General features: G+C 36.4%; 21 protein-coding genes. 4 read left to right on the plus strand and 17 right to left on the minus strand.

What is annotated here, in order from left to right:
• Nucleotides 1–79: 79 nt before the first annotated feature.
• Both ASG31_RS07340 and ASG31_RS07345 read right to left on the minus strand, forming a co-directional pair.
• Nucleotides 80–412 carry a DUF6660 family protein gene (locus ASG31_RS07340; protein WP_056029977.1) on the minus strand — a complete coding sequence of 111 codons (333 nt, stop codon included), beginning with the start codon at nt 410–412 and terminating at the stop codon, nt 80–82.
• 421 nt (nt 413–833) lie between these two features.
• A complete protein-coding gene (locus ASG31_RS07345) occupies nt 834–2,291 on the minus strand; it encodes an OmpA family protein (RefSeq protein ID WP_056029979.1) in 1,458 nt (485 codons plus the stop codon).
• 762 nt (nt 2,292–3,053) lie between these two features.
• Here ASG31_RS07345 and ASG31_RS07350 point away from each other — a divergent pair.
• Complete coding sequence (locus ASG31_RS07350) at nt 3,054–3,413, plus strand: hypothetical protein (protein WP_056029982.1); 360 nt, start codon at nt 3,054–3,056, stop codon at nt 3,411–3,413.
• Nucleotides 3,414–3,617: 204 nt separating this feature from the next.
• Nucleotides 3,618–4,088 carry a hypothetical protein gene (locus tag ASG31_RS07355; RefSeq protein ID WP_056029989.1) on the plus strand — a complete coding sequence of 157 codons (471 nt, stop codon included), beginning with the start codon at nt 3,618–3,620 and terminating at the stop codon, nt 4,086–4,088.
• A gap of 33 nt (nt 4,089–4,121) precedes the next feature.
• On the opposite strand, the gene ASG31_RS07360 is transcribed toward ASG31_RS07355, so the two are convergent.
• The 6 genes from ASG31_RS07360 to ASG31_RS07385 all read right to left on the minus strand — a co-directional run bounded on the left by ASG31_RS07360 (nt 4,122) and on the right by ASG31_RS07385 (nt 8,956).
• Nucleotides 4,122–5,510: a DASH family cryptochrome gene (locus ASG31_RS07360; RefSeq protein WP_056029991.1), complete on the minus strand. Its 1,389-nt coding sequence runs from the start codon at nt 5,508–5,510 to the stop codon at nt 4,122–4,124.
• Between the two features lie 137 nt (nt 5,511–5,647).
• Nucleotides 5,648–6,079, minus strand: coding sequence for a MarR family winged helix-turn-helix transcriptional regulator (locus ASG31_RS07365; protein WP_056029996.1), 432 nt, complete (start codon nt 6,077–6,079; stop codon nt 5,648–5,650).
• A gap of 45 nt (nt 6,080–6,124) precedes the next feature.
• A complete protein-coding gene (locus tag ASG31_RS07370) occupies nt 6,125–6,805 on the minus strand; it encodes a type 1 glutamine amidotransferase domain-containing protein (RefSeq protein WP_056029999.1) in 681 nt (226 codons plus the stop codon).
• 25 nt (nt 6,806–6,830) lie between these two features.
• A complete protein-coding gene (locus tag ASG31_RS07375; protein WP_056030002.1) occupies nt 6,831–7,253 on the minus strand; it encodes an organic hydroperoxide resistance protein in 423 nt (140 codons plus the stop codon).
• A 284-nt stretch (nt 7,254–7,537) separates the two neighbouring features.
• Nucleotides 7,538–8,161: a flavin reductase family protein gene (locus tag ASG31_RS07380; protein WP_056030005.1), complete on the minus strand. Its 624-nt coding sequence runs from the start codon at nt 8,159–8,161 to the stop codon at nt 7,538–7,540.
• Nucleotides 8,162–8,191: 30 nt separating this feature from the next.
• Entirely contained in the window at nt 8,192–8,956 is a 765-nt protein-coding gene (locus ASG31_RS07385; RefSeq protein ID WP_056030008.1) for a hypothetical protein, read from the minus strand.
• Between the two features lie 164 nt (nt 8,957–9,120).
• Between ASG31_RS07385 and ASG31_RS07390 the strand changes: the two genes are divergently transcribed.
• Together ASG31_RS07390 and uraH are read left to right on the plus strand one after the other, a co-directional pair.
• Nucleotides 9,121–9,690, plus strand: a complete 570-nt coding sequence (locus ASG31_RS07390; protein ID WP_056030011.1) for a Crp/Fnr family transcriptional regulator — start codon at nt 9,121–9,123, stop codon at nt 9,688–9,690.
• Between the two features lie 166 nt (nt 9,691–9,856).
• On the plus strand, nt 9,857–10,264 hold the full coding sequence (uraH, locus tag ASG31_RS07395; protein ID WP_056030014.1) for a hydroxyisourate hydrolase: 408 nt from the start codon (nt 9,857–9,859) through the stop codon (nt 10,262–10,264).
• A gap of 59 nt (nt 10,265–10,323) precedes the next feature.
• On the opposite strand, the gene ASG31_RS07400 is transcribed toward uraH, so the two are convergent.
• The 9 genes from ASG31_RS07400 to ASG31_RS07440 all read right to left on the minus strand — a co-directional run bounded on the left by ASG31_RS07400 (nt 10,324) and on the right by ASG31_RS07440 (nt 21,044).
• Nucleotides 10,324–10,971: a response regulator transcription factor gene (locus ASG31_RS07400; protein WP_056030018.1), complete on the minus strand. Its 648-nt coding sequence runs from the start codon at nt 10,969–10,971 to the stop codon at nt 10,324–10,326.
• Nucleotides 10,968–11,702, minus strand: a complete 735-nt coding sequence (locus ASG31_RS07405) for a sensor histidine kinase (RefSeq protein WP_056030021.1) — start codon at nt 11,700–11,702, stop codon at nt 10,968–10,970. Before ASG31_RS07405 ends, ASG31_RS07400 begins: the two co-directional genes overlap by 4 nt.
• A gap of 60 nt (nt 11,703–11,762) precedes the next feature.
• Nucleotides 11,763–13,850, minus strand: a complete 2,088-nt coding sequence (locus ASG31_RS07410; RefSeq protein ID WP_056030027.1) for a response regulator — start codon at nt 13,848–13,850, stop codon at nt 11,763–11,765.
• A 24-nt stretch (nt 13,851–13,874) separates the two neighbouring features.
• Nucleotides 13,875–15,302, minus strand: coding sequence for a hypothetical protein (locus ASG31_RS07415; RefSeq protein ID WP_231433720.1), 1,428 nt, complete (start codon nt 15,300–15,302; stop codon nt 13,875–13,877).
• A 19-nt stretch (nt 15,303–15,321) separates the two neighbouring features.
• On the minus strand, nt 15,322–18,108 hold the full coding sequence (locus ASG31_RS07420) for a TonB-dependent receptor (protein WP_056030033.1): 2,787 nt from the start codon (nt 18,106–18,108) through the stop codon (nt 15,322–15,324).
• Nucleotides 18,109–18,135: 27 nt separating this feature from the next.
• Complete coding sequence (locus ASG31_RS07425; RefSeq protein WP_231433721.1) at nt 18,136–18,936, minus strand: Fn3-like domain-containing protein; 801 nt, start codon at nt 18,934–18,936, stop codon at nt 18,136–18,138.
• A gap of 81 nt (nt 18,937–19,017) precedes the next feature.
• Nucleotides 19,018–19,563: a peptidoglycan-binding protein LysM gene (locus ASG31_RS07430; RefSeq protein ID WP_082504530.1), complete on the minus strand. Its 546-nt coding sequence runs from the start codon at nt 19,561–19,563 to the stop codon at nt 19,018–19,020.
• Nucleotides 19,564–19,765: 202 nt separating this feature from the next.
• Nucleotides 19,766–20,311 (minus strand): hypothetical protein, encoded by a 546-nt coding sequence (locus ASG31_RS07435; protein ID WP_056030036.1) that lies wholly within the window; start codon nt 20,309–20,311, stop codon nt 19,766–19,768.
• A 190-nt stretch (nt 20,312–20,501) separates the two neighbouring features.
• Entirely contained in the window at nt 20,502–21,044 is a 543-nt protein-coding gene (locus ASG31_RS07440; protein ID WP_056030038.1) for a hypothetical protein, read from the minus strand.
• Between the last annotated feature and the right edge of the window lie 255 nt (nt 21,045–21,299).

The raw sequence follows: 21,299 nt of genomic DNA on the forward strand, positions 1-21,299 counted from the left end.
AGAAAACCCTTGCAACGCTGTTGCAAAGTTTCCACGACAAATGACTGAAAGACGCGTGTCTTCCACTTAATCAATAAAATTAAATTTTGGGAGGTTGCCAGATTTGGTCGTACACCAGATAAGCGAAATCATTTTTCTGAAAATGAATTTTCTTTGAAAAATATTCTGCTCTGTTTTTAAACAGAGGTATCAAAGGCTCAGCTTTAAAAGAAGTGACCGTTATCTGACAGCAGTTGCATGAGCATAATGGTGAACAGATATCACCTTGATCTTTAGAATGGCTGTCTTCAGAATTGAGTAAAACACTGTAAGTTTCTTTAGAACTTTCCGGGAACTGCGCATGAACATCATTGCATGGCACTACAGAAAGTACTATGAAATAAATGGTAAGCAGCAGTTTGAGAAAATTCATCAGACAAATGTAAAGAATTCCTGTTGAAGTTTTTATCTATTTTCCACTAAAACAGATAATAATTTTTATGATGATTCTTTTTTCCACTTATCTTTTTTTTATAAGATGTAGTGTTTAGTAAGGTAACATTGGGTAAATTTTTAATGAAAGCGTTACCTAAAAAAAATTTTTGAACTGACTAAAAGGGTCGGGGGAAATTAATTTTGACGAAGTTCAGACAGGCTCTAATAGTTTAAAATAAATCTTCAATGCAAACTGTTTTCTTACTCGCTGGCTGAATTTTAAAATTTGATTGGTCTTTTAGAGAAATCTTCCATCATTGATTGTATGAGCGGTTTTAAAGCAGATTTAAAAAAGATTGAGACATAAAAAAAGCTGTCACAACTATGTGACAGCTAAAGAAATTAGAAGTAAACAATATTTATTTTGCTTTAAAATACACTCTTCTATTTGCTCTGTTTTTCCACTCCGGGCATTTTGATGCTGGATCACATTCCGGGTATTTAAGATCGGTTTTTCCGTTTCCCACAGATTCAAGTTTTGAAGCCTGCACTCCATTTTGAATTAAGTAAGATTTTACATTTCCTGCTCTTTTTTCAGACAGATTTTTGTTATAAGCTTCAGAACCTCTGGTGTCTGTAGCTCCCACTACTGTGAAACCACCATCTGAAGAGTTGATGTAGCTTACAGCATTATTAAGAATTGGCGTATTTGAAGGTAAAATTCTGTCAGAATTCAAATCAAATTCAATTCCGTCAAGTTTTGTTTCATTTTCTGTTACAGTTCCTGTTCCCTGTCCTTCAATTGGGCAACCGTTATTTTCTACAGGTCCCGGTACAGTTACACATTTATCATAAAGGTCAATTACACCGTCAAGATCTACATCCAAAGCAACACCTGCCCCGTCTACTCTTGCTCCCGCAGGAGTATCAAGCTGTCTGTCCCAGTCGTCACAAACTCCGTCACCATCCATATCACCTTTCTGGCAAACCGTAATATCCTGATTTTTTTCTGCCAAAACATCTAATTTATAATAGATTTCCTGCAAAGGATCATGCCACATCAAGTGAGAATCATGTTTCCCTAAATTAAGGGTAAGCCCCAATGTAGCATTGATAAAGTTGTCTGATACCTGATCTTCTCTTTTGTTGATGGCACTGTACTGCTCACCACCACCGTCAAACTGATCATCAGTAGTTACCACATACATTACTCTACCCTCAAGATCAAGTCTGTTGTTCAGTTTATATTTAAGACCTGCCCCCGCCTGTCCGAAAAGAGAATTTAATTTAAAAGGTTTAACTTCCGTCATTAATCTCTGCCCGTTTTCGTCTTTCTGATAAGCACGGTAAGCTAATGAACCAATACCTCCGTAAGCGTGTAATGCCCATCTGTAAGGAGATTTATTATCAACTCTTCTCATAAGGTTTGATAAATTGATGTCTCCTAAAATAGAAAGTGCATCATATTGTGTTCTGGCTCCAACCTGCATAGTGGAAGAAGCGTTTGCCGGTGCCGCATCTTTTGTGTTGAAAAAACCCTGACGTGTTTCTCCCCTGTCATACTGAAGATTCACTCCGAATGCATGGGTAATAGCTTTGTTGATACTCACATACGCTGAATATCCGAAAAGATTTTTACCGTTACCATTTTTGATGGAAGTTAAATCTGCAGACTGCATCAGCGGTACCCCAGCTCCTGCTGAAATAGACCAATCATTGAATCTTTTTGAAGATTGAGTGAATTTTTCTACACGACCAGATCCCGATGAGAACGTGTTTGGGTATTCTGATAAAGAATCCACAGTCATGTTTTCCTGAGCGCACATAGAGGCAGGTATCGCCATGGCCAGCGACAAAATTGCTAATTTTGATTTCATACTATATTATAATTATTATTGATTAAAAACTAATCGGTAAAATTTTTCTCAACAAATAAATGTTCCGCAGAAAAATATTGAAAGCACTAAAATGTGCCGTTTACATATGTGCCTTGTTCCTTTCAATTAGCGTACCAACTTTGCTTTGTGAACGGGCTTTTTGGCTTATAAGAGACTTTACCTGTGTTAAAATGTACCACATTTTACATTATAAACATCTGGCAATCAAAGGTGGTAACTTTGTGATTTTTTAAGAAAATAAATAAATTGTATTATTCGTAAAAATTGCCGGAAAAAATGTGGTTTAGATAATTGGTGAGTATTTTTTTATAAATTGAAATGAATTACATTTAAAACTAAAGTGGATAAAGACAATCAACTGCCCATCATTTAAGAAAAAAAACTCTGACTTGTTGTCTTTATTTCTGTCATGTTTATTGAAAGTTCAGACAGCGTAAACAATTTCAAATAAAATTTAAAAAATATTTTTACTTAAAATTTTCAAGTGATAACCGGATTATGTTCTGTTGGAATACGTTAAAATACTGAATATGTATCATTTCTGTAATCATAATTTCAAATATTAAATATATTCTCATTTATTGGTGACAAAAGATGGGAGCAGGCTAATAATCAGCGAGTTCTTAGGCATAAAATTTGCTACAATGCTGGAATGTATCAGGTATACATCATTTTTAAAAATTATATTATGTAAAAAGTCCCCTTGATTTTAAATTAGGTGGGAATTTTAGTATTACTGTCATGAATTATAAACTAGTACTCAATACCAAATCTGAAAGCTCAAATATCTTCTATAATACCATAACATTTGATACCTTCAAAATTAATGTTATAGACAGATACCGTGGAGTAATGAGCCGAAATCCCATTCTGTGTGAGTCGATTCTGAAAGTGAGAACATTGGATGACCAACTGATGAAAACGCGCGAAGGTAACAGCAGAGTGAAACTGAAAGGTCAGGATCTTGAAACGTATAAGAATCTTATGGATATCCTCAATTCTTACAACTACAAAAACAAATTAATTAAGCAGAAAGAAGCAGATGAAGATTATGTGCATTTTGTAATTAGAATATATATTGAAAATTACCAGATTGCCTGATTAAAATAGACAAAAATGTTATTTAAAAATCAGAATCCATTTTACAATTCTGATTTTTAAAGATTTAATATTTAAAATTTAAAAAAAGCCTTTAAATAATTTTATTTAGAGGCTTTTATCTGTTCTGATAAATAATCATTCATAACTGAATACAGCCTTATTTTTCGGCAGCATTTTTGTGAAAGTGTAGGAAATAACCCAGGTGTGAATACAATCTCATTCGAAAAAGAAATTTCTCGGGCAATCATCGAAAAAAACGCAGAAAATTTTGATATGGCTCATCTTAATCTTTCTGATTTTAACCGAAGGATGGATAAAGATTATGATCTTATCTGCAGATTTACCAATGAAAATCCGCGGTTTTTTTTAAGGCAGGAACTAAGATATCCGGAAAATACCAACACGATTGCAAGCCAGATCAACTGGTTTCTAATGTGGAAAAATTCGCAGGATCAAAAAAGCTATTTCAGGATGTTTTTTAGTGATGTACGCAGAGAATTTGAAGCGATCACGTTCTATCATTCTCCACACGTGCAAAAAGATAATGTGTATTTTAAATTGGCAGATAACTTCAAAAAGAAATATACGGATTATGCACCTTTGGGATTTTTAAGTACGGATGAAGAAAACTATATAAAAGAAGAAATCAATATAAAATTCTTACGAAATCTTTAAAATTGTAAAAATAACTTTGATGCTGTTTTCTGTTTATGTTTTGATCTTTTTTATCAGGCTAATAGCTCTCTCCCACTTCTTATAGACTTCTGCCGGTTTGGGGTAATCCTTAATTTCAAATTCCCAGGGTATCAAAACTTCGATATTATTATGATCTTTCAGCTCCGGAATCCACTGTCTTATAAAATCCTGACCTTTGTATTTATTGGATTGATGTATAGGATTGGTGTAGTACATTTCAAAAGCCTGCATGTGCCAGTTCATCCAGTTTGAGCTTACGTCATAGTCAATAAGTTTGCTTTCAAAATAAGGAGCGCCCCACGTCCGGTCGATTTTCAGATCATGTACAAGATAGCTAGCGCAGTTTACGCGTCCTCGGTTACTCATGTATCCCGTTTCGTTCAGCTGCCGCATGTGCGCATCAACAAATGGAATTCCTGTTTTTCCATTACACCAGTTTGTGAAATTTTTCCTGTTGTTCTCAAATTTGATTTCTTTATTCTTGTACCCTCTGGTCATAAAAATCTGATCACCAAATTTCATCCCTTTAAAAGTAAAATAGTCGCGCCAGACAAGCTCAAAAACAAGCCACCAGGTGCTTTGATTTTTTTTGATTTTTCTTTCGTAATCTTTTACTGCATCAAATATTTTTCTTGGAGATATGCAGCCCAAAGCCAGATAAGGAGAAAATTTAGAGCTGTAATCAAGTCCCAAAGACTGATTTCTTGACCATCGGTAGCCTGTTAAAAGTTCAGATTTGAAGAAGTAATAATCTAGTCTTTCCTGCGCGTCGGTTTCTCCGCCATCTACAAAAGGTTTTGCAGCATCATACTCTTTTTTTGTAAAACCAAAATCTTTATATGAAGGAAATTTACTGCTTTTGATGGCTTTTGCTGCCTTCAGACGGGATGGTATCTTCAGTATTTCTCTGGGTTCAGATTCTTTTCCTGCCGGTATTCTGTATGCTTTGCTGGATAATGGAATTTTTGAAATGGTAAAAGGAATATCATCTTTGTGGTATAGGGTCTTGCCCCAGAAGAAATGAAATTTTATTTTCGGTAATTTTTTCTGAACATTTTGAACCAGACGGAGTTCTTCACTCGCATATTCTTCTTCTGCAAAAATATCTGAAATACTGTATTTTTCGGCGAGTTGAGGCAAAAAATCAACAGCAGAATCTGTACCTGTTAAAAGATGACCACCTAACCCTTCAAGCTGATTTTTCAAATCTGTAAGAGACTGTTCCAAAAATTTAAAGCGGTTGACATCGCATTTTCTGAATTTCAGTTTCAGTTTTGCAAAGTTTGTTTTTTCTATTGCATAACAGAAAATAACTTCATCGCATTCACGGATTGCGGCTGTTAGGGCTTCATTATCGTGAAGGCGTAAATCATTTTTGAACCAAACCAAACCTGTTTTCATAGCAGTTTTAGACTGTTCTTACAAAATCAGAACCTTTTCTCTGAAAAATTATAAGATAGATTTAAATTTTATCATTTCATTTAATTTTGAAGGATTGAAGTTTCTGCGAAACTATTGCAACAGCAGATTTACAAAATTCACATTTTTTGTATTCCACTAAAAATCTTATCCGATAAAGTTTTTAAAGCGTGCATATCTTTTATGTTAAGATTTAGCGCTGTAAGAATTTGACCGGGAACACTGCCAGCCTCTTCTTTTATTTTTTTTCCATCATCCGTAAGACTGATCTCAACCACACGCTCATCACTCTTTCTGCGCGTTCTTTTAAGAAATTTTTTAGCTTCAAGGCGTTTGAGCAAAGGTGTTAATGTACCGTTGTCTAACTTCAGCTGATCTCCTAACTGATTGACTGTCATAACGTCATTTTCCCATAATGCCATCAGGGTGATATACTGAGGATACGTAAGACCGATTTTATCTAAAACAGGACGGTACTGCTGCATTATTTCCCTGTGCAAAACGTAGATCGAGAAGCACAGCTGCTGATCTAATTTCAAACAATCTTCCATAATTTTAAATTTAAAAAGGCAGTAAACTGCCTTTCATTTAATATTTTATTTCTTTAAAAATGTTATCAGTTTTTCGGCAACTTTCTCTGAAGATGCAGGATTCTGCCCTGTGATAAGCAATCCATCTTCAACCACGTGCACTCCCCAATCATTTGTTTTGGTGTAATGACCTCCCAGTTTCTGTAACTCATCTTCTACCAGGAAAGGAACTACATCTGTAAGCTGCACTGCCTCCTCTTCTGTATTTGAGAAACCTGTTACATTTTTACCTTTTACAAATGATCCTCCGTTTTCTAAGGTAACATTTTTAAAAACACCGGGTGCATGACACACTGCTCCTATCGGTTTTTGGCTTTTATTAAAATCAAGAATCAACTGTTGAGAATCTTTATCGTTAGCCAAATCCCAAAGAGGCCCATGCCCTCCCGGATAAAATACAGCATCAAAATTCTCCGCCTTCTGCTCACTCAGTTTCTGTGTGTTGGAAATGAGGTTTTGAACCTCTTCATCTTTGTAATACCTTTCTGTGGCAGCGGTCTGCGCATCCGGAACCTCGCTGCTGGGATCTATGGGAGCCTGCCCGCCTTTGGGAGTGGCCACAGTCACCTCATAGCCGGCATCTTTAAAGGTGTAATATGGGGCTGCGAATTCTTCTACCCAAAAACCCGTTTTTTTTCCTGTGTTTCCCAGTTGATTATGGGATGTAACAACAAATAGTACTTTCATATTTTTGATATTTAATGTGATAATGTTAATGATTTGAAACTGTAAGATTTACTTCAATATTTCCACGTGTTGCGTTTGAATACGGGCAGATCTGATGCGCCTTCTCTATCAGGCTCTGAGCTTCCTCTAAACTTACATTCGGAATATTTGCATGCAAGTCTACTGCCAATCCAAAACCTCCGTTTTCCACCTGCCCGATACTTACCTGAGCAGTAACCTCTGTTTCTCCCGCCTCCACTCTGTTTTGTTTGATTACTAAATTCAGTGCACTGTCGAAACATGCAGAATATCCTGCAGCAAAAAGCATTTCCGGATTTGCGAAATCGTCATTTGCCCCTCCCAGTCCTTTAGGCATTCTCACTTCCAGATCAAGAAATCCGTTTTCGCTTTTTACCTTTCCGTTTCTTCCGCCAGTTGCTGTTGCCTTTGTTGTATACAATGTTTTCATTGATAATGATATTTTAAATTACATGACAAAAGTACTGCAAATTATATCGTGCAAAATATAATTGTGATAAATATATTAAATTATATTGATAGAAAACTGTGATTTTTAAGAATGGATATTTAGATGTTCACAGGTGGATCCTATTATAGGAGCGGTAGTTTTTTAAGAGGTAATTTTAAAAGAAAAATATTATTTTTTTTTCTTCCATACAATTGTCAGGAATGATTTACACATTCAAAAGAAAAATTGCGGTCATTCCATTAAAACAAGAAAGAGATGAAATTTTAAGCTCGCGGCTTTGCATATTTCATCCTTTTTATTAATTGAGTGGTATGATATCCATCCAAAGAAGATCCGGCAATGGATCCTGCCTTTTCGATATCGAGAACGCCGCTGTCTTCCCAAATTTCAGACGGGAAAAGTAAATGTTTAATTTCGCCAATAACAAGAAGAGTATTGTTGGTTTTCACAGAGATAATTTCTTTTAATTCAAGACCAATTTGAATATCTGATTGCCTTACGAAGGGTGCAGGAAAATAATTTTTATAATCAGAAGTCAATCCTGTGGCTTCAAATTCCGATTCATCCCTTTTATATCTTGCAGAGGTTTGATGTGCCTTTTCAAAAATATCTCTGTTGACATGATTAATTGTATAAAAAGCCGTTTCCCTTATATTTTCAATGGTATGTTTCTCCACTGAATCCGGGCGCGAGATAAAGCCCATCAAAGGAGGATTTGCCCCGATGTGTACTACAGAATTAAAGATAGCTAAGTTACTTTGTCCGTGCTTATTTACCGTTCCAATTAAATTAAGACTTTTAAAACCGCTTAATGAATTGATCAGTGCTGTTCTTTTTCTATCCTCCAGATCTGCAATCTGGCTATTGTCTAAGTGGGTTAACATCATTATGACCTAATTAAATATTAAAAGTATGATTTAAACAGCTGACTTTTTAGTGAACACTTTGATGACAGCATTTAATGCAAGAAATACGGAAGTACTGATGGCAAAATAATAGACAGTCCCGTTCAAATTTTTATTGGCTGCTGCAATTGCAACCAATGCCCACACTGCAACCATTACAAAAGAAATCATATCTCGCTTCCAAAGCATATAAAGGTGAATACCTGCAGCTGCAACAAACATTATCACTGTCCAGATAGTTTCGGAAATTCCAAATCCTGACCATTCTATCTTCTTTAGATAGGCTGCAACATCCGCAATCAAAGCTACCGAGATCCAGCCTGAGTAGATATAAAATGGCAGGCGGAGAAAGAACAGTGTCTTCAGGTCTCCCGCTTCGATTGTTCCTTTATTGTTTAAAATAATTTTCATAAGAGAAGTAAGCAGTACAATCATGACCGGAATGGTAAGGAAAGTGTATTCATAAAGCCACGTAACGATCCAGAGACAATTTGCCACACAGGAAACAACGAACCACCAGCCGGTATCTCTAACCGTATTTTCTTTATCACCGGTGTTTTTTGTAAACGGACCAAAGTAGAGTACAAAGCCGAAAAGTAAAAGGTATATAAGTCCCCAGATGGAAAATGCATAGCCCGCAGGAGTAAAGAGATTTTGATACTTCCCTGAAATACTCGCCATTGTTTCATCATTGAAAAATCCGGTATTGGAAAGATAGTTAACGAAAACTGTTACGATCAACGCAACGATATTTAAAATTTGGAAAGTTTTTATCATTATTAATTCTTTTGGAAGTGTATTAGATTTTACTGACGGGTTAAGTTAATTAAATTTCCTCAATCAGGAAAAATCATATCGAAAACTGTGCACTTTCTATAAAATTAAATTCTGATCTGCTGACACTATAAAAAATGTAACTTTAAAAAAATAATTAAATCTGAATGTATTCAATTCTGGAAAAATTTATCCTGAGCAAAGGCGAGATCTCTGAAGCTAATCTGGAACTGATCAAATCCTGTTTTAAATTACTGAAAACGAAAAGAAACGAAATTTTGATTGAGTACGACCAGGTTTGCAAATATTATTATTTTATCAACAGCGGATGCATCAGACTTTTCACCTCCACAAAAGATGGTTCAGACAGTTCACGTTATTTTGCGTTTGAAGGCAGCTTTGCCACAGCATTGCCCAGCTTTATAGACCAGAAGCCCGCTGAGGAATATCTGCAGACAATTGAAAAATCAGAGTTACTTTATATTTCCAGAAAAGATTTTTATCATCTTGTGGATAAAGTACCCGAGTTTTCTAAAATATACACCGAGATTCTGGAACTTGGATTTATTACCGCTCAGAAAAGGATCTACGGATTTCAGGGATTTGACGCCGTGGAAAAGGTAAAGTGGCTGATTGAATATCAACCGCAACTTTTACTTCGGATATCCAACAGGATGGCTGCATCGTATCTTGGAATCTCACCTTCTACACTAAGCAGAGTAAAATCAAAGCTGTAAAAAACGTTGACCTGCGGCAACGTTTATGATTTTCAGACGGGCTAGCTTTGCAGAAAAACTTATTAAAGTTTCCTTCTTTCTGATGATATCCATTTCATCTGTTGTTTTTACTAAGAAGCCGCAACAGAGATTTACTGCATCTAAATAATAAAAAAATCATATCAAAATGAAATCACTTTTCCTTACCATTCTTATAACACTTTTCTCAGTCAGCGCTTTTGCACAAAATGAGGATTTTCAGCTTTCCACACATATTCTGGACGTTTCCAAAGGCCTGCCGGCTCCAGACGTTGCAATAAGACTGGAAAAATTAAATACGCAATCTAAACTCTGGATAAAGGTTGACGAAAAAATAACAGATGCCAATGGCAGAATTCCTGATTTTCTTCCGTCTGCTCATCCAAACACCGGTATTTACAAACTGATCTACCTGACCGACGATTATTTCAGAAAAAGTAAAACAGAAAGCTTCTACCCATTTATTGAAGTGGTATTTGAAATAAAGGATCAAAACCATTATCACGTCCCCATTACCCTTTCACCTTACGGCTATTCAACTTATCGGGGAAGTTAAATGTTATCTGGAAAAAACAAACCTTCTTCCTGATCCATTAAGATTGACGCTATAAATATTTACTGGTTATACAACCTGAGTATCTCTACCAATTCTGGGATAGACCTTATTTTAAGTTTTTCAAAAAGTCGGTTTTTATACGTGCTGATTGTAGATGAATGCAGATTAAACTGATTGGAAATTTCCTTTAGTGTAATACCTTCTGCAAGTTTGGTGGCAATTTGCAGTTCGCGGTCTGAGAGCGTTTCAAAAGGAGAACTTTTTCCCGAGCCGCTTAATGATTCTACAAACATCGCTTCTTTTACGTTTTCGCTTATGTACCGGCCTTTTGTAAGCATCGCATTTAAAGCTGCCTCAATGGTTTCTCCGGAACTTTGCTTGCTTAGATAACCGCCAGCTCCCATTTTAAGATAGCGCAGTGCATAGACTTCTTCATCCTGTGAAGAAAACAGCAGGATTTTCAGCTGAGGCTGGTGAATTTTAATGAAATCAATCGCCTCCTGTACAGTACCATTTGGCATATTAACGTCCATAACTGCAAGATCCAGTTTTTCCTTCTGAATTACTTTATAGAGTGATTTATAGTCTTCCACCTCCAGGATCACGGCTTCAGATCGAAGTCGTTTAATGGTCTGAATCAAACCCATCCGGACAATACCATGATCATCTGCTATAACAATACGGACGTTTGGCTGTAAATCCTTCATGAAATAAAATTAGGTAAATACAGGGAGACAGTAGTTCCTTCACTTTCGGCCGACTGTATGTCGATATTTCCCTGCAGCAAGAATATGAAATTTTTTACAATTTTCAAACTTAATCCCGCCCCTTTTTCGCCGTGGGTGCCTTCAAATACAGGATTATCATAGCTGTAGATTGTCGGTAAGTATTTCTCACCAATTCCGGTTCCGGAATCAATCACAGAAAGTATGGTTTGATTTTCCTCTGAAACTGCCTGTAAGTAAATTTCCTTGCCAGGTGACGAATATTTTACTGCATTGTTGAAAATCTTGTCTAAAACATATTGCAGCAGTAAGCGATCGCTGGTAATAAATAAATCGTGATCTCCTTTAAAATAAAATCTGATGCTTTTTTCCTCTAGTTTTGCAGCGTACTTCTCTTTGAGATTATGAAAAAGATCTGTCACTAGGATTTTCTCAGGTTTAATCTTAAAGTTTCCGTACTGCGTTTTTAGCCAGGCAGTACTGTCCTGAACAGTCTGCAGATTCTTGCGGGCATCATTCTTTACCTGTGGCAACAGCCTGTAAAAATCCTGCTCACTTACAATCTTTTGCTCCAGAGATTCTAAAAGCCACAGAAAATTTCCAAATAATTCTTTTGAATCATGAGACAATATCGATATCAGTCCGTTCTTAAAACTGATTTCGTTTTCCAGCTTTTCTATTTTTAACCGTAATTCATTGATAAGATCATCCATAAACTAATTATAATGGTAAATTTTCCACTTTAATGTTTTTTAACAATCTAAATATATGATTTACTTTTTATCTTTTTCTTTACCGATCCATTTCCGCAACATATCTGATAGGGTTTGTTTCAACAAGGGCTTAGTCAGAAAGTCCGACATTCCGCTCTGCATGCATTTTTCTTTTTCTCCGGGAAGGCTTCCAGCTGTTAATGCAATAATAGGAATTTCAATATTTTTTTCCATCGATCTTATTTGCTTTGTTGCATCAATGCCATTGAGCTGTGGCATCTGTATATCCATTATAATAAGATCCGGATTTTCTTTCTGATAGCGTTCAACTGCCTCTACTCCATCTTTTGCTTCAATGATCAGGGCCTGTGGAAGAATATCTTTCAAATAAGTTTTGGTAAGCAGTAAATTAACAGCATTGTCTTCAGCAATTAAAATTTTTATTTCCTTTGAATTCACATCAGGACGCTTATCTTCTGCTTTTATCAGTCCTTTTTTTTCAGAGGTCTTCAAAGCAGACAAAATCTGATACATCTGCTTCATACGAATAGGTTTGATCAATCGGTTTTCGATCTGCAGTTCGTCACATGCATCCTGAAGCTCAGTGTCGTCAGAAGAACTGTACAGAACGATATACGGCGCAACATCGGAAGTGCCCGTCATCATATTTCTCATTTTTCTGATGGTTTCAATTCCATTCATTACAGGCATGTGATAATCCATGATAATCACATCGTAATCAGACCTTTCCATGATCATAAGCAATGCTTTCAGACCGCTGTCACATTCTGTTACTTCTATATTTTTTCGTTCCAAGATCCTTTTCAGGATTTTTCTGTTGTTTTCATTATCATCTACTATCAGTACTTTTATGATGCCGCTCAGGCTTAGATCGTATTCTTCCTCCTGCGTATCAAACTGCATATCGAAGTAAAAATCGCTCCCTTTTCCCTGGTTGCTTTCAACCTGTAAAACACTGTCAAGAAGTGCCAGGATTTGATTGGATATTGTGAGCCCAAGACCTGCGCCGCCATATTTCTTACTGATGCTGCCGTCTTCCTGCGAAAATGCTTCAAAAATTTCAGACTGCTTTTCGCTGCTAATTCCAATTCCTGTATCGCGAACTCCAAAACGAATTTTCTTTTTTCCTTTTCCCAAATCATCCAATACCTTTGCGTATACTACAATCTCCCCCTCTTCCGTAAATTTCAGAGCGTTGCTCAACAGATTCACAAAAACCTGTTTTAAACGCATTGCATCAGTCCAGATATATGCAGGTATGGCATTGTCAATATCCAGGATCATTTTCAAATGCTTTTTGCTATTATTGTAAGAAACAATATTAAAAGCTTCTGAAACCATCTCCTCTATCTCTACTTTATCAAGGTGCAGCTTAAGTTTCTGTTTTTCCAGTTTTGAGAAATCCAGGATATTATTGATTATGCTGTATAGGGATACTCCGGATTGGTTTATAATTTCCATGTACTGCCTCTGCGTCTCGTCAAGATCCGTTTCCAAAAGAAGTTCGGTAAAACCGATAATACCATTGAGAGGAGTTCTGATCTCATGACTTATGTTGGCTACAAACTCAGCTTTCAGTGCGTAAGCTTTGTCTGCAAGCTCCTTTACTTCCAGAATATCGATTTCTATTTTTTTGCGTTCGGTAATGTTATCTCTGGATGTTTCAAAAAGCGCATCATCATTATTTAGAAACTGTTCCTTTTCTTTTATCAAAAAGCATTTCGAAGCCTCCTTTAAGACCTTGCTGAGAATATCTGTTTCTGTTTTATCAGGATTTTTATTTTCACTGTCAAAAAAATTTAAATAAGCAACAAAATGATCATCCGAATTTGGAATCAGATAGCTTCTGTGAAATTGAAATTCTGTCTCTTTAAATTTATAAACTGAGGTGTCACCGTCAAGATGAAAATCAGGATTCTGCGGATAGATTTGATTTGAAGAAACATCACTGGTTGCTATAACGTAAGCCGTTCCCTCTGTGACAATGCTAACGCTGCAATGTTCCGTATTGGTCATCTTTGCAGCGGTGTAAACTATAAAATCAAAAACGCCGGCATATTTTTTTTCGAATGCTTTCAGTCTGTCAATTTCGGGATGAGAATGATTATTGCTTTCAGAGTGATCCATAAATAAGAGCTGAGAAAAATAGGATTAGATTGCAGTAAAGCTGTAATAAACATTGATGGAATAAGTACTGTTCTCCTTTCCTACCAAACCCTGGGCATCCGCTGGAGATATGGTATATTTTACATTCAGCTGGCGGTCCAGAACCGGTGTTCCGTTAAAGAGAATTTTTTGTGGAGTTTTGGATAATGGTGCATTTACAGAACTTCCATCGATCCCAATCTGTAAAATATTTGAGTTGATGCTGGTCTGAAGGCCGCCTTTTTTAAAATAATTTTCGTCTGATTTTACATAAAGTTCAAAACTTTCGTTATTAGATAATGTAATTTGATTGGGAATTATCTGTGACTGCCCATTTGTGTATAATGCTGCTGTATTAAAATTGAAATTTACGTTTTTCCCTGAACCTGGTATTGTAATCTCCGACCTGGGAAGGACCTTCATCTGTACAGCTGTATTTTGAATACTGTTGACTGAATTATCTGTACTTCTGGCATTAAAATTCAACTCAAATGTATACGTTCCAGCTTCAAAAAAATAGTTTTCAAAATCATCAGCTGAAATATACAGCTCTGGTGTGAAACTGTTTCTGTTACCTGCTACAACATTAAAATTAGTTGCTGAAAAATTCTGAAAAGTGTTGGATAAAGCTTTTGTGGTGAGAGCAGATCCATTACTTCCCAATTTAATACTGGCAATATTTCTGGTTCCCGGAACACCCTTTGAGGAAGTAAACTGAACCGTTGTAGTAGCTGCTTTTGCCCAAAAGTTAAAATCTACAGTATTTGCGAATTCTGTATTTCCCAAATCCCAAACTTTCGTGGCTGTTCCGCGGTAGTCATTCAAAGAAGATACTTCGATGTACTTCGTCAGAGAGTTTGTAAGCCAGCGTACCGATGAGGGAATGACTATAACTGTTTTAAAATTAATTGGTGTGAAATCATTATAATTCTGAGCAATATCCATAGAATAATTCCCGGCGCGGAAGGCATTCGCAGAAAATTGTGCGGCAGGTATTTTAAATGTAAAATTAATATTTCCCCTGTTGAATCCTGCTCCGAAAAGCAGGGATCCCGGTGGTTCAAACCATTTTACAGCGCTCGGACTGAAAGACTGAAAACCCGGTAAAGAACCTGAAAATCCTGTGCCTGGCAACTGCCCTCCCATACTCTCCAGCTGCCACGTAAGAACGCTGGCGGGTAAAGTAGCTGAAGAAGAAGCCATCGTAAAATTCTGCCCTGATGTAGAGGTAAATGTGGGAGCTACCGGTCCAAATCCCAAAAAGCCGTAGATCCAGTTTGTTCTGTTGGAGTTCGACATTACCCTTGTAGGCACTGACGTGAATTCTGTTCTGTTATATATGTTATTTTCAGGAATAGTCAGAAATATATCCTGAGCTTTCATGAATGATGATCCGAAGCACAGCGTTAAAATTCCTGTTAAAAAAAACCTCATCGTTTTCATACCTCTAAATTTAAAACTTTTTAACCTTAATGGTTGTGTCTTTCTTTTTGTATTCAAAAATGACATCAGCTGAGTAACCTTCTTTCGTCACCTGAATGGTTTGCCTTGGCTGTGTGTAGCTGTACTTGTCATTTTCAATATAGATTTCATATTTTCCATCTTTTAGGAAAAATTCAAATTCGTTTTTCTGATTGACCACAGCTGTATAGATCACTCCATCTTCACCTTTTGCATAGACCGCTATACCGGTTACATCAGTATCCAAAACATCGTAAGCCTGTTTAATCTCGGTTAATTTTCCACTAACCCTGATGTTTTTTACGAGGCCTACCTTGCGGTTGATATTTTTACTGACCATAATCACAGGATCCATCATTAATCTGGCACCTGCACTTTCGTTTACCTTCAATGTATAAAGACCTTCGGGCACATTTTGAAAAACCACTTTTCCGTTTTTATCCGTCATTGCGATGTAATCGTCCAGTTTTACAATCTCATCAGCAAATATCTTTTCACCTGAATCCGGAAGTCCGTTGAAATTTATGTCTTCAAAGAACTGAAATGTCACTTTATGATTTCCAAGGGCGGTGGCTGGTGCAAAATATTTTTTAATACCCACTCTGAACTGATAATAACTGCCACTGGTTGAATATTCAGCCATAGATTTGAAACCTGACAGATTAAAATATCCGGTGCCCGACCACGAAGGTGAAATCCTGTATTCAAGATTTCCGGTGATATTGGTGTTTAAATTTTTGTAAAGTTCAGAATAAAAAGTTCCGGCTGAAAAATTTCCTGTCAGATTATTACCCAGTGTATGGAAGTTATACGATGCATATAGATTGTAATTGGCAAAATTACGGTCTGTATTATAATAAGAATTTAAATCAAAAACATTGGCTGCATTCCATTGTGCTGTTCCGTTCAGAGAAAACGATTTATACCTGTACGACAAAGTTGTTCTTAAACTGTTGAACCAGTCTGATTGACTGTCTGCATTTGAATAGGAATATTCTGCAGTCAGATTGATCGCATGATTGCCCAGTGTTGTGCTTATATTGGTTTCCAGTCTGTAAGAAAAAAGTTCGTGTGAAGTATAAAAATTAGCAGTTTTTTGCTTTTCAACCTTTGGAGAAACAAGGAAATTCCAGTTTTTTCCAGTAAACTGATAACCTGTTGCCAATGCTTCGGTGGAGTTAAAATAATAACGCAAATTAGTACTGATTTCAGGTTGATAAGGCGCATTCTGCAGACTCAGAAAACCGGGGTCTATCTGCGAGTTCTGGTATTGTATAAAAGCCCGTTGAGAATCAGAAAATTGTCTCCCGATACGTTGATTTGAGAAAAAAGATCCTCTTTTTATCCCTGCATAACTTTTGGTAGCGAACGAATTCACAGACTGCAAATCCCATTTTCCTATCCGTCCTTCGTAATTTGCTCCCACCAGGCCTCCTGCATTTTCATCCTTATTGACAAGGCCTTTTTCATGACTCAGACCAACCTCCGTACGGACTGTGTGTTTGCCGGCAATTAAAAAAGATGTTACGGCATTTGCCAGTTGTGTGTCCACATTTAATCGCGGATCGTGGTCGTATATGTACGAAATTTTTCCGTTTAAAGTTTTGGCATTTCCAAAGTTATATTTTGCACCCAATACGTTAGACCCATTTATCTGCTGGAAATATGTACTGTAAAGATTGTAATTATTTTCCAGCGCAAGCAATTCAATCTGTTTGTTATTGCCAAATTTGGTGGAAATTTTTGCACCTCTGCCGAAAATCGGGTATTCGTAATCTGTGCTGTTGATGTTTCCCACGCGCAAAACCGTATTTTTTCTCTCCAATTCTAACCAAGTATCATAGATGTTGTAAAGACCTCCTTCCATAAAGTAATCTGTGCCGATATTGAAGCGCGATTTCACGTTTTCGCTCACTCTAAATGCTGTATTTGCTCTCAGCTGAAGAAAATTGAAACCTGAGCTGTTTTCGTTGTAGCTCATTTCAGCAAAATTACTTCCGTTTACAGATTCAGGTGCTCTTGCAATTTGTCTGTTGTTTGATAATATGAGTAAATGGAGCGTGTTGCTTCCCACAATTTCATTATCAGAAAGATCCGTGGCGATTGCATTGATATTAAATTCAGGAAAAATCGTGTTCTGCTTTCTGATTACAATTTTGATCTCAACAGTTTGTTTTTCCAAAGCTTCCAGAGAAAAAGTCTGTTGTTTTGGCATCATCTCTAAACCATCGGGTATAGATTGAAAATCAATCTTGATGTTTCGTTTGCTGTAACTTTGGTTTTCTACAGTGAGTGATATTGAAGAGTCCGGCGCATTAGGATTAATGAAATTCTCGAAAGCCTCCGTGTAAATTGCGATGTTGCTGTTTTCTTCTTTTTTAATTATAAACGAGATACTCTCGGTTTTTGGTAATAATGTTTTGATGTAAGAAACCTGGAATTTAATCTCATTGGATCTTAGTTTCATAAAATCCACATTGGCAATCAGTTTTACAGGGAGATTTTTAGACTGTCCGGCATTGAGTATCAATTCATTTTTTGGATAGAACAGCAATCCCGGATAATTTTCCTGAGGCACGATATTCTGAATAGTTACAGTTTCAGAACTTTTATTCTCGATCACCAGGAAATTGGTAAAAGTTGAACCTTTTTCAACCGCTACACTGTCTTTTTCAAAATAGATATTGATATCCTTCTTATCCTGCGAAAAAGCAAATGAAAAGTTTAAAAGAACAAATGCTAAAAGTAAAATTGTTCTCTTAAGAATTAATATCGACATTCTATTTAGTGGTTTTAAGACTTAATTTTAAAATTTAAAGTTTTTCTCGCCTACGCGTAAATCATTGGATCCTGCCATTTTGATAATTGCCACACCAAGGAAATTTCCTGAAATTTTTTCGGGCAAAGAAAATTGAATGACCTGATTGGCGCCGGGAAGCATGGATATTGAAATTGCAGGTAATTTTATTTCCTTGCCGCTGTCAGTATCTGTCAATTCAAACTCAACGGTCGCATCGTTGATCGTGTTTCCATCATTATGAATGCTTACTGCAACTTTTCTTTCTGTGATATTATCAGAAGAAACCTCTGCGATATTTGTAATATCAAGGCTTTTTACCAGGTTTCCGGATGGAGTATAAAAGATATGAAGTCCGACTTCAAATAGTGTGATAATCCCAATCCCGTTTTTAGCCTTTGCCTGATCTGCCTGCTGCGGTAACTGCGTGAAGAAAAGCATGCTGTTTGTGACAGCAGACTTGGATGCATTTGCAGGAATCTGCATGGTTACTACAATCTCTTTGGTACTTTTCGCAGGAATGGTGACAGCGTTTTCTAAAGTGGAGATCCATGCGGCATTGGAAGTTTTTGAACTTCCTGCATCAAGATAAATTTTATTTCCGTTTTCATCTCTTACCCAATCTTTATAGTTGAGATTAAAGACATAATCTTTGTCTGAGCTGTTCTGCAGTGTGACTGTCTGATTCACTTTTTCTCCCGGACTGCCTGTAAAAAAAAGACGTGTGGGTGACATAGAAATACTTTGTGCCAGAACTGAAGAAGCTGTTGCGATTATCAGGAAAAGGAAAAGGTTAATAAACTTGCGCATGGTGTAAATTGTTTAAAAATAAAAGATTCCCAAAACTACTGAAACGTAACTAAAGGAACCTTCATAATCTTAAAAATTTTATTATAAAGCAGTGGCAGTATAAGTTACTGTCTGCGTATAAGTTCCGGCTGGTTTACCTAAAATTTTAGCAGAAGATGATTCTGCTGCAGGAATGGTGTAATCCAAATTCAATGTTAATGCACTTCCAAGCGGAGCATTTGAAACTAAAAGCTGATTACTTGAAGATAAAACAACAGCATTCTTTGTTCCACCCATTGTACCGGAAGATGTAGCAGCTTTAATCGTCAAGACGTCTACTGGGATTAAGTTGGTTCCATTCATAAAATTAGCACCTCCAGCTTTTACGTTTACATTAAAAGCTTTAGTAGAAGTTACTTTTAAAGCATTGGCTTGAGCCACAGTTTGTGCCGAGTTATAATCTGCTGCAGTAGCGTAAGTAAAGGCCACTGCACCACCAATCGCCGTACTTCCGGAATCGATAGAGATTACATCACTCAGGGTAATGTTTACCGTTGTAGTTGCTGTGGTATTCTGTGCCTGAAATGCGTTAGTTCCTAATATAATTGCTCCGAAAGTTAAAGCTGAGATTAAGATTTTTTTCATGATAATACTACTTATTTTTTTATTTTTATTAACTTGTTTTCTTTTGAACACTGCAAATCTACAGCGGCGACAAAGATTTTTTTGTAGTTGAAAATGGAAGTTTGTGTAGTAAAATAACTACATGGATTATTTATTTGATCTAAAGAGAAAGCCCTCAGCAATTCAATGTTGAGGTCTTTCTGTTATAGATTGTTTCCGGAAATAGTTACAATGCAGTAGCAGTATAAATTACTGTTTGTGTATAAGTTCCGGCTGGTTTACCTAAAATTTTAGAAGAAGAAGATTCCGCAGCAGGAATGGTGTAATCCAAATTCAATGTTAATGCACTTCCAAGTGGAGCATTTGAAACTAAAAGCTGATTACTTGAAGATAAAACAACAGCACTCTTTGTTCCACCCATTGTGCCGGAAGATGTAGCGGCTTTTATCGTTAAAACGTCTACTGGTATTAAGTTGGTTCCATTCATAAAATTAGCACCTCCGGCTTTTACATTTACATTAAAAGCTTTAGTAGAAGTTACTTTCAAAGCATTGGCTTGAGCAACCGTTTGTGCCGAGTTATAATCTGTTGCTGTAGCGTAAGTAAAAGCTAATGTACCACCAATCGCCGTACTTCCGGAATCGATAGAGATTACATCACTCAGGGTAATGTTTACTGTTGTAGTTGCGGTGGCATTCTGTGCCTGAGCAGCTGTAGTTCCTAATATAATTGCTCCGAAAGTTAAAGCTGAGATTAAGATTTGTTTTTTCATGAGAGTTTTATTTAATTTTTATTTTTGATTTCCTGTCCTCTTTTGAACAATGCAAATCTACATCGGCATAAAATGTTTTTTTGTAGTTGAAAATGGAAGTTGATGTAGTAAAATAACTACACAGAAGTTATCACAAAACAAAAACCCCCAACATGTAAATGTTGAGGGTTTTAAAATATTATTAATTGAATTAAAGTGCTGTAGCAGTATAAGTTACTGTTTGTGTGTAGGTTCCTTTAGGCTTTCCCAGCAGAACCTTTGATGCCTTTTCTGCAGAGATAGAATAGGCAATATTCAAAGTTTGATTTGCACCTAAACTTGCATTGCTCACCAAAACCTGATCGGCTGTAGATAAAGTTACCTCATTCATGGTTCCCATTAGACTTCCACCCGATACTGCTTTTACCTGTAATACATCCACAGGAATAAGGTTTGAGCCACTTACAAAGTTTCCGCCCTCAGATTTTATTTTGACGTCGAAATTTTTAGAAGAATTGATTACCAGACTATTCGGTACAGCGACATTCTTTGAAGAATTATAATCTGAAGTATTTGAGTAATTAAAATCTACCGCTCCGCCTAAACCGGCAGCCCCCAAATCCATCGAAATGACATCTGCTAAAATAATATTGACTGAGGTACTTACATTGTCAGAATTTTGTGCCGATACGTGGTTGCCTCCTAACAGGAATAATCCCAAAGCAAACGCAGCAATAGCTATTTGTTTTTTCATTACAAAAATATTTAATGTGATTCGAATAAAATGGTGTATTGAAATCTGATCTTGCAATCAGACCTCGCTTAATTCAAATGTAATACCATTTTCTGATATAACCAAAGCCTTTATTCTTATTTTATTAAATAATTTGCATTAAGAAATTTGAAGCTGTTTTTCTCTATTTCGGGCAGCTCTTACTATTATTTTATTACATTAAATATCTATTAAACGTACAATAAATTCCCAACAATCCATAATTTTGCTGTTACA

The organism is Chryseobacterium sp. Leaf404, assembly GCF_001424145.1.
Classification (GTDB): domain Bacteria; phylum Bacteroidota; class Bacteroidia; order Flavobacteriales; family Weeksellaceae; genus Chryseobacterium.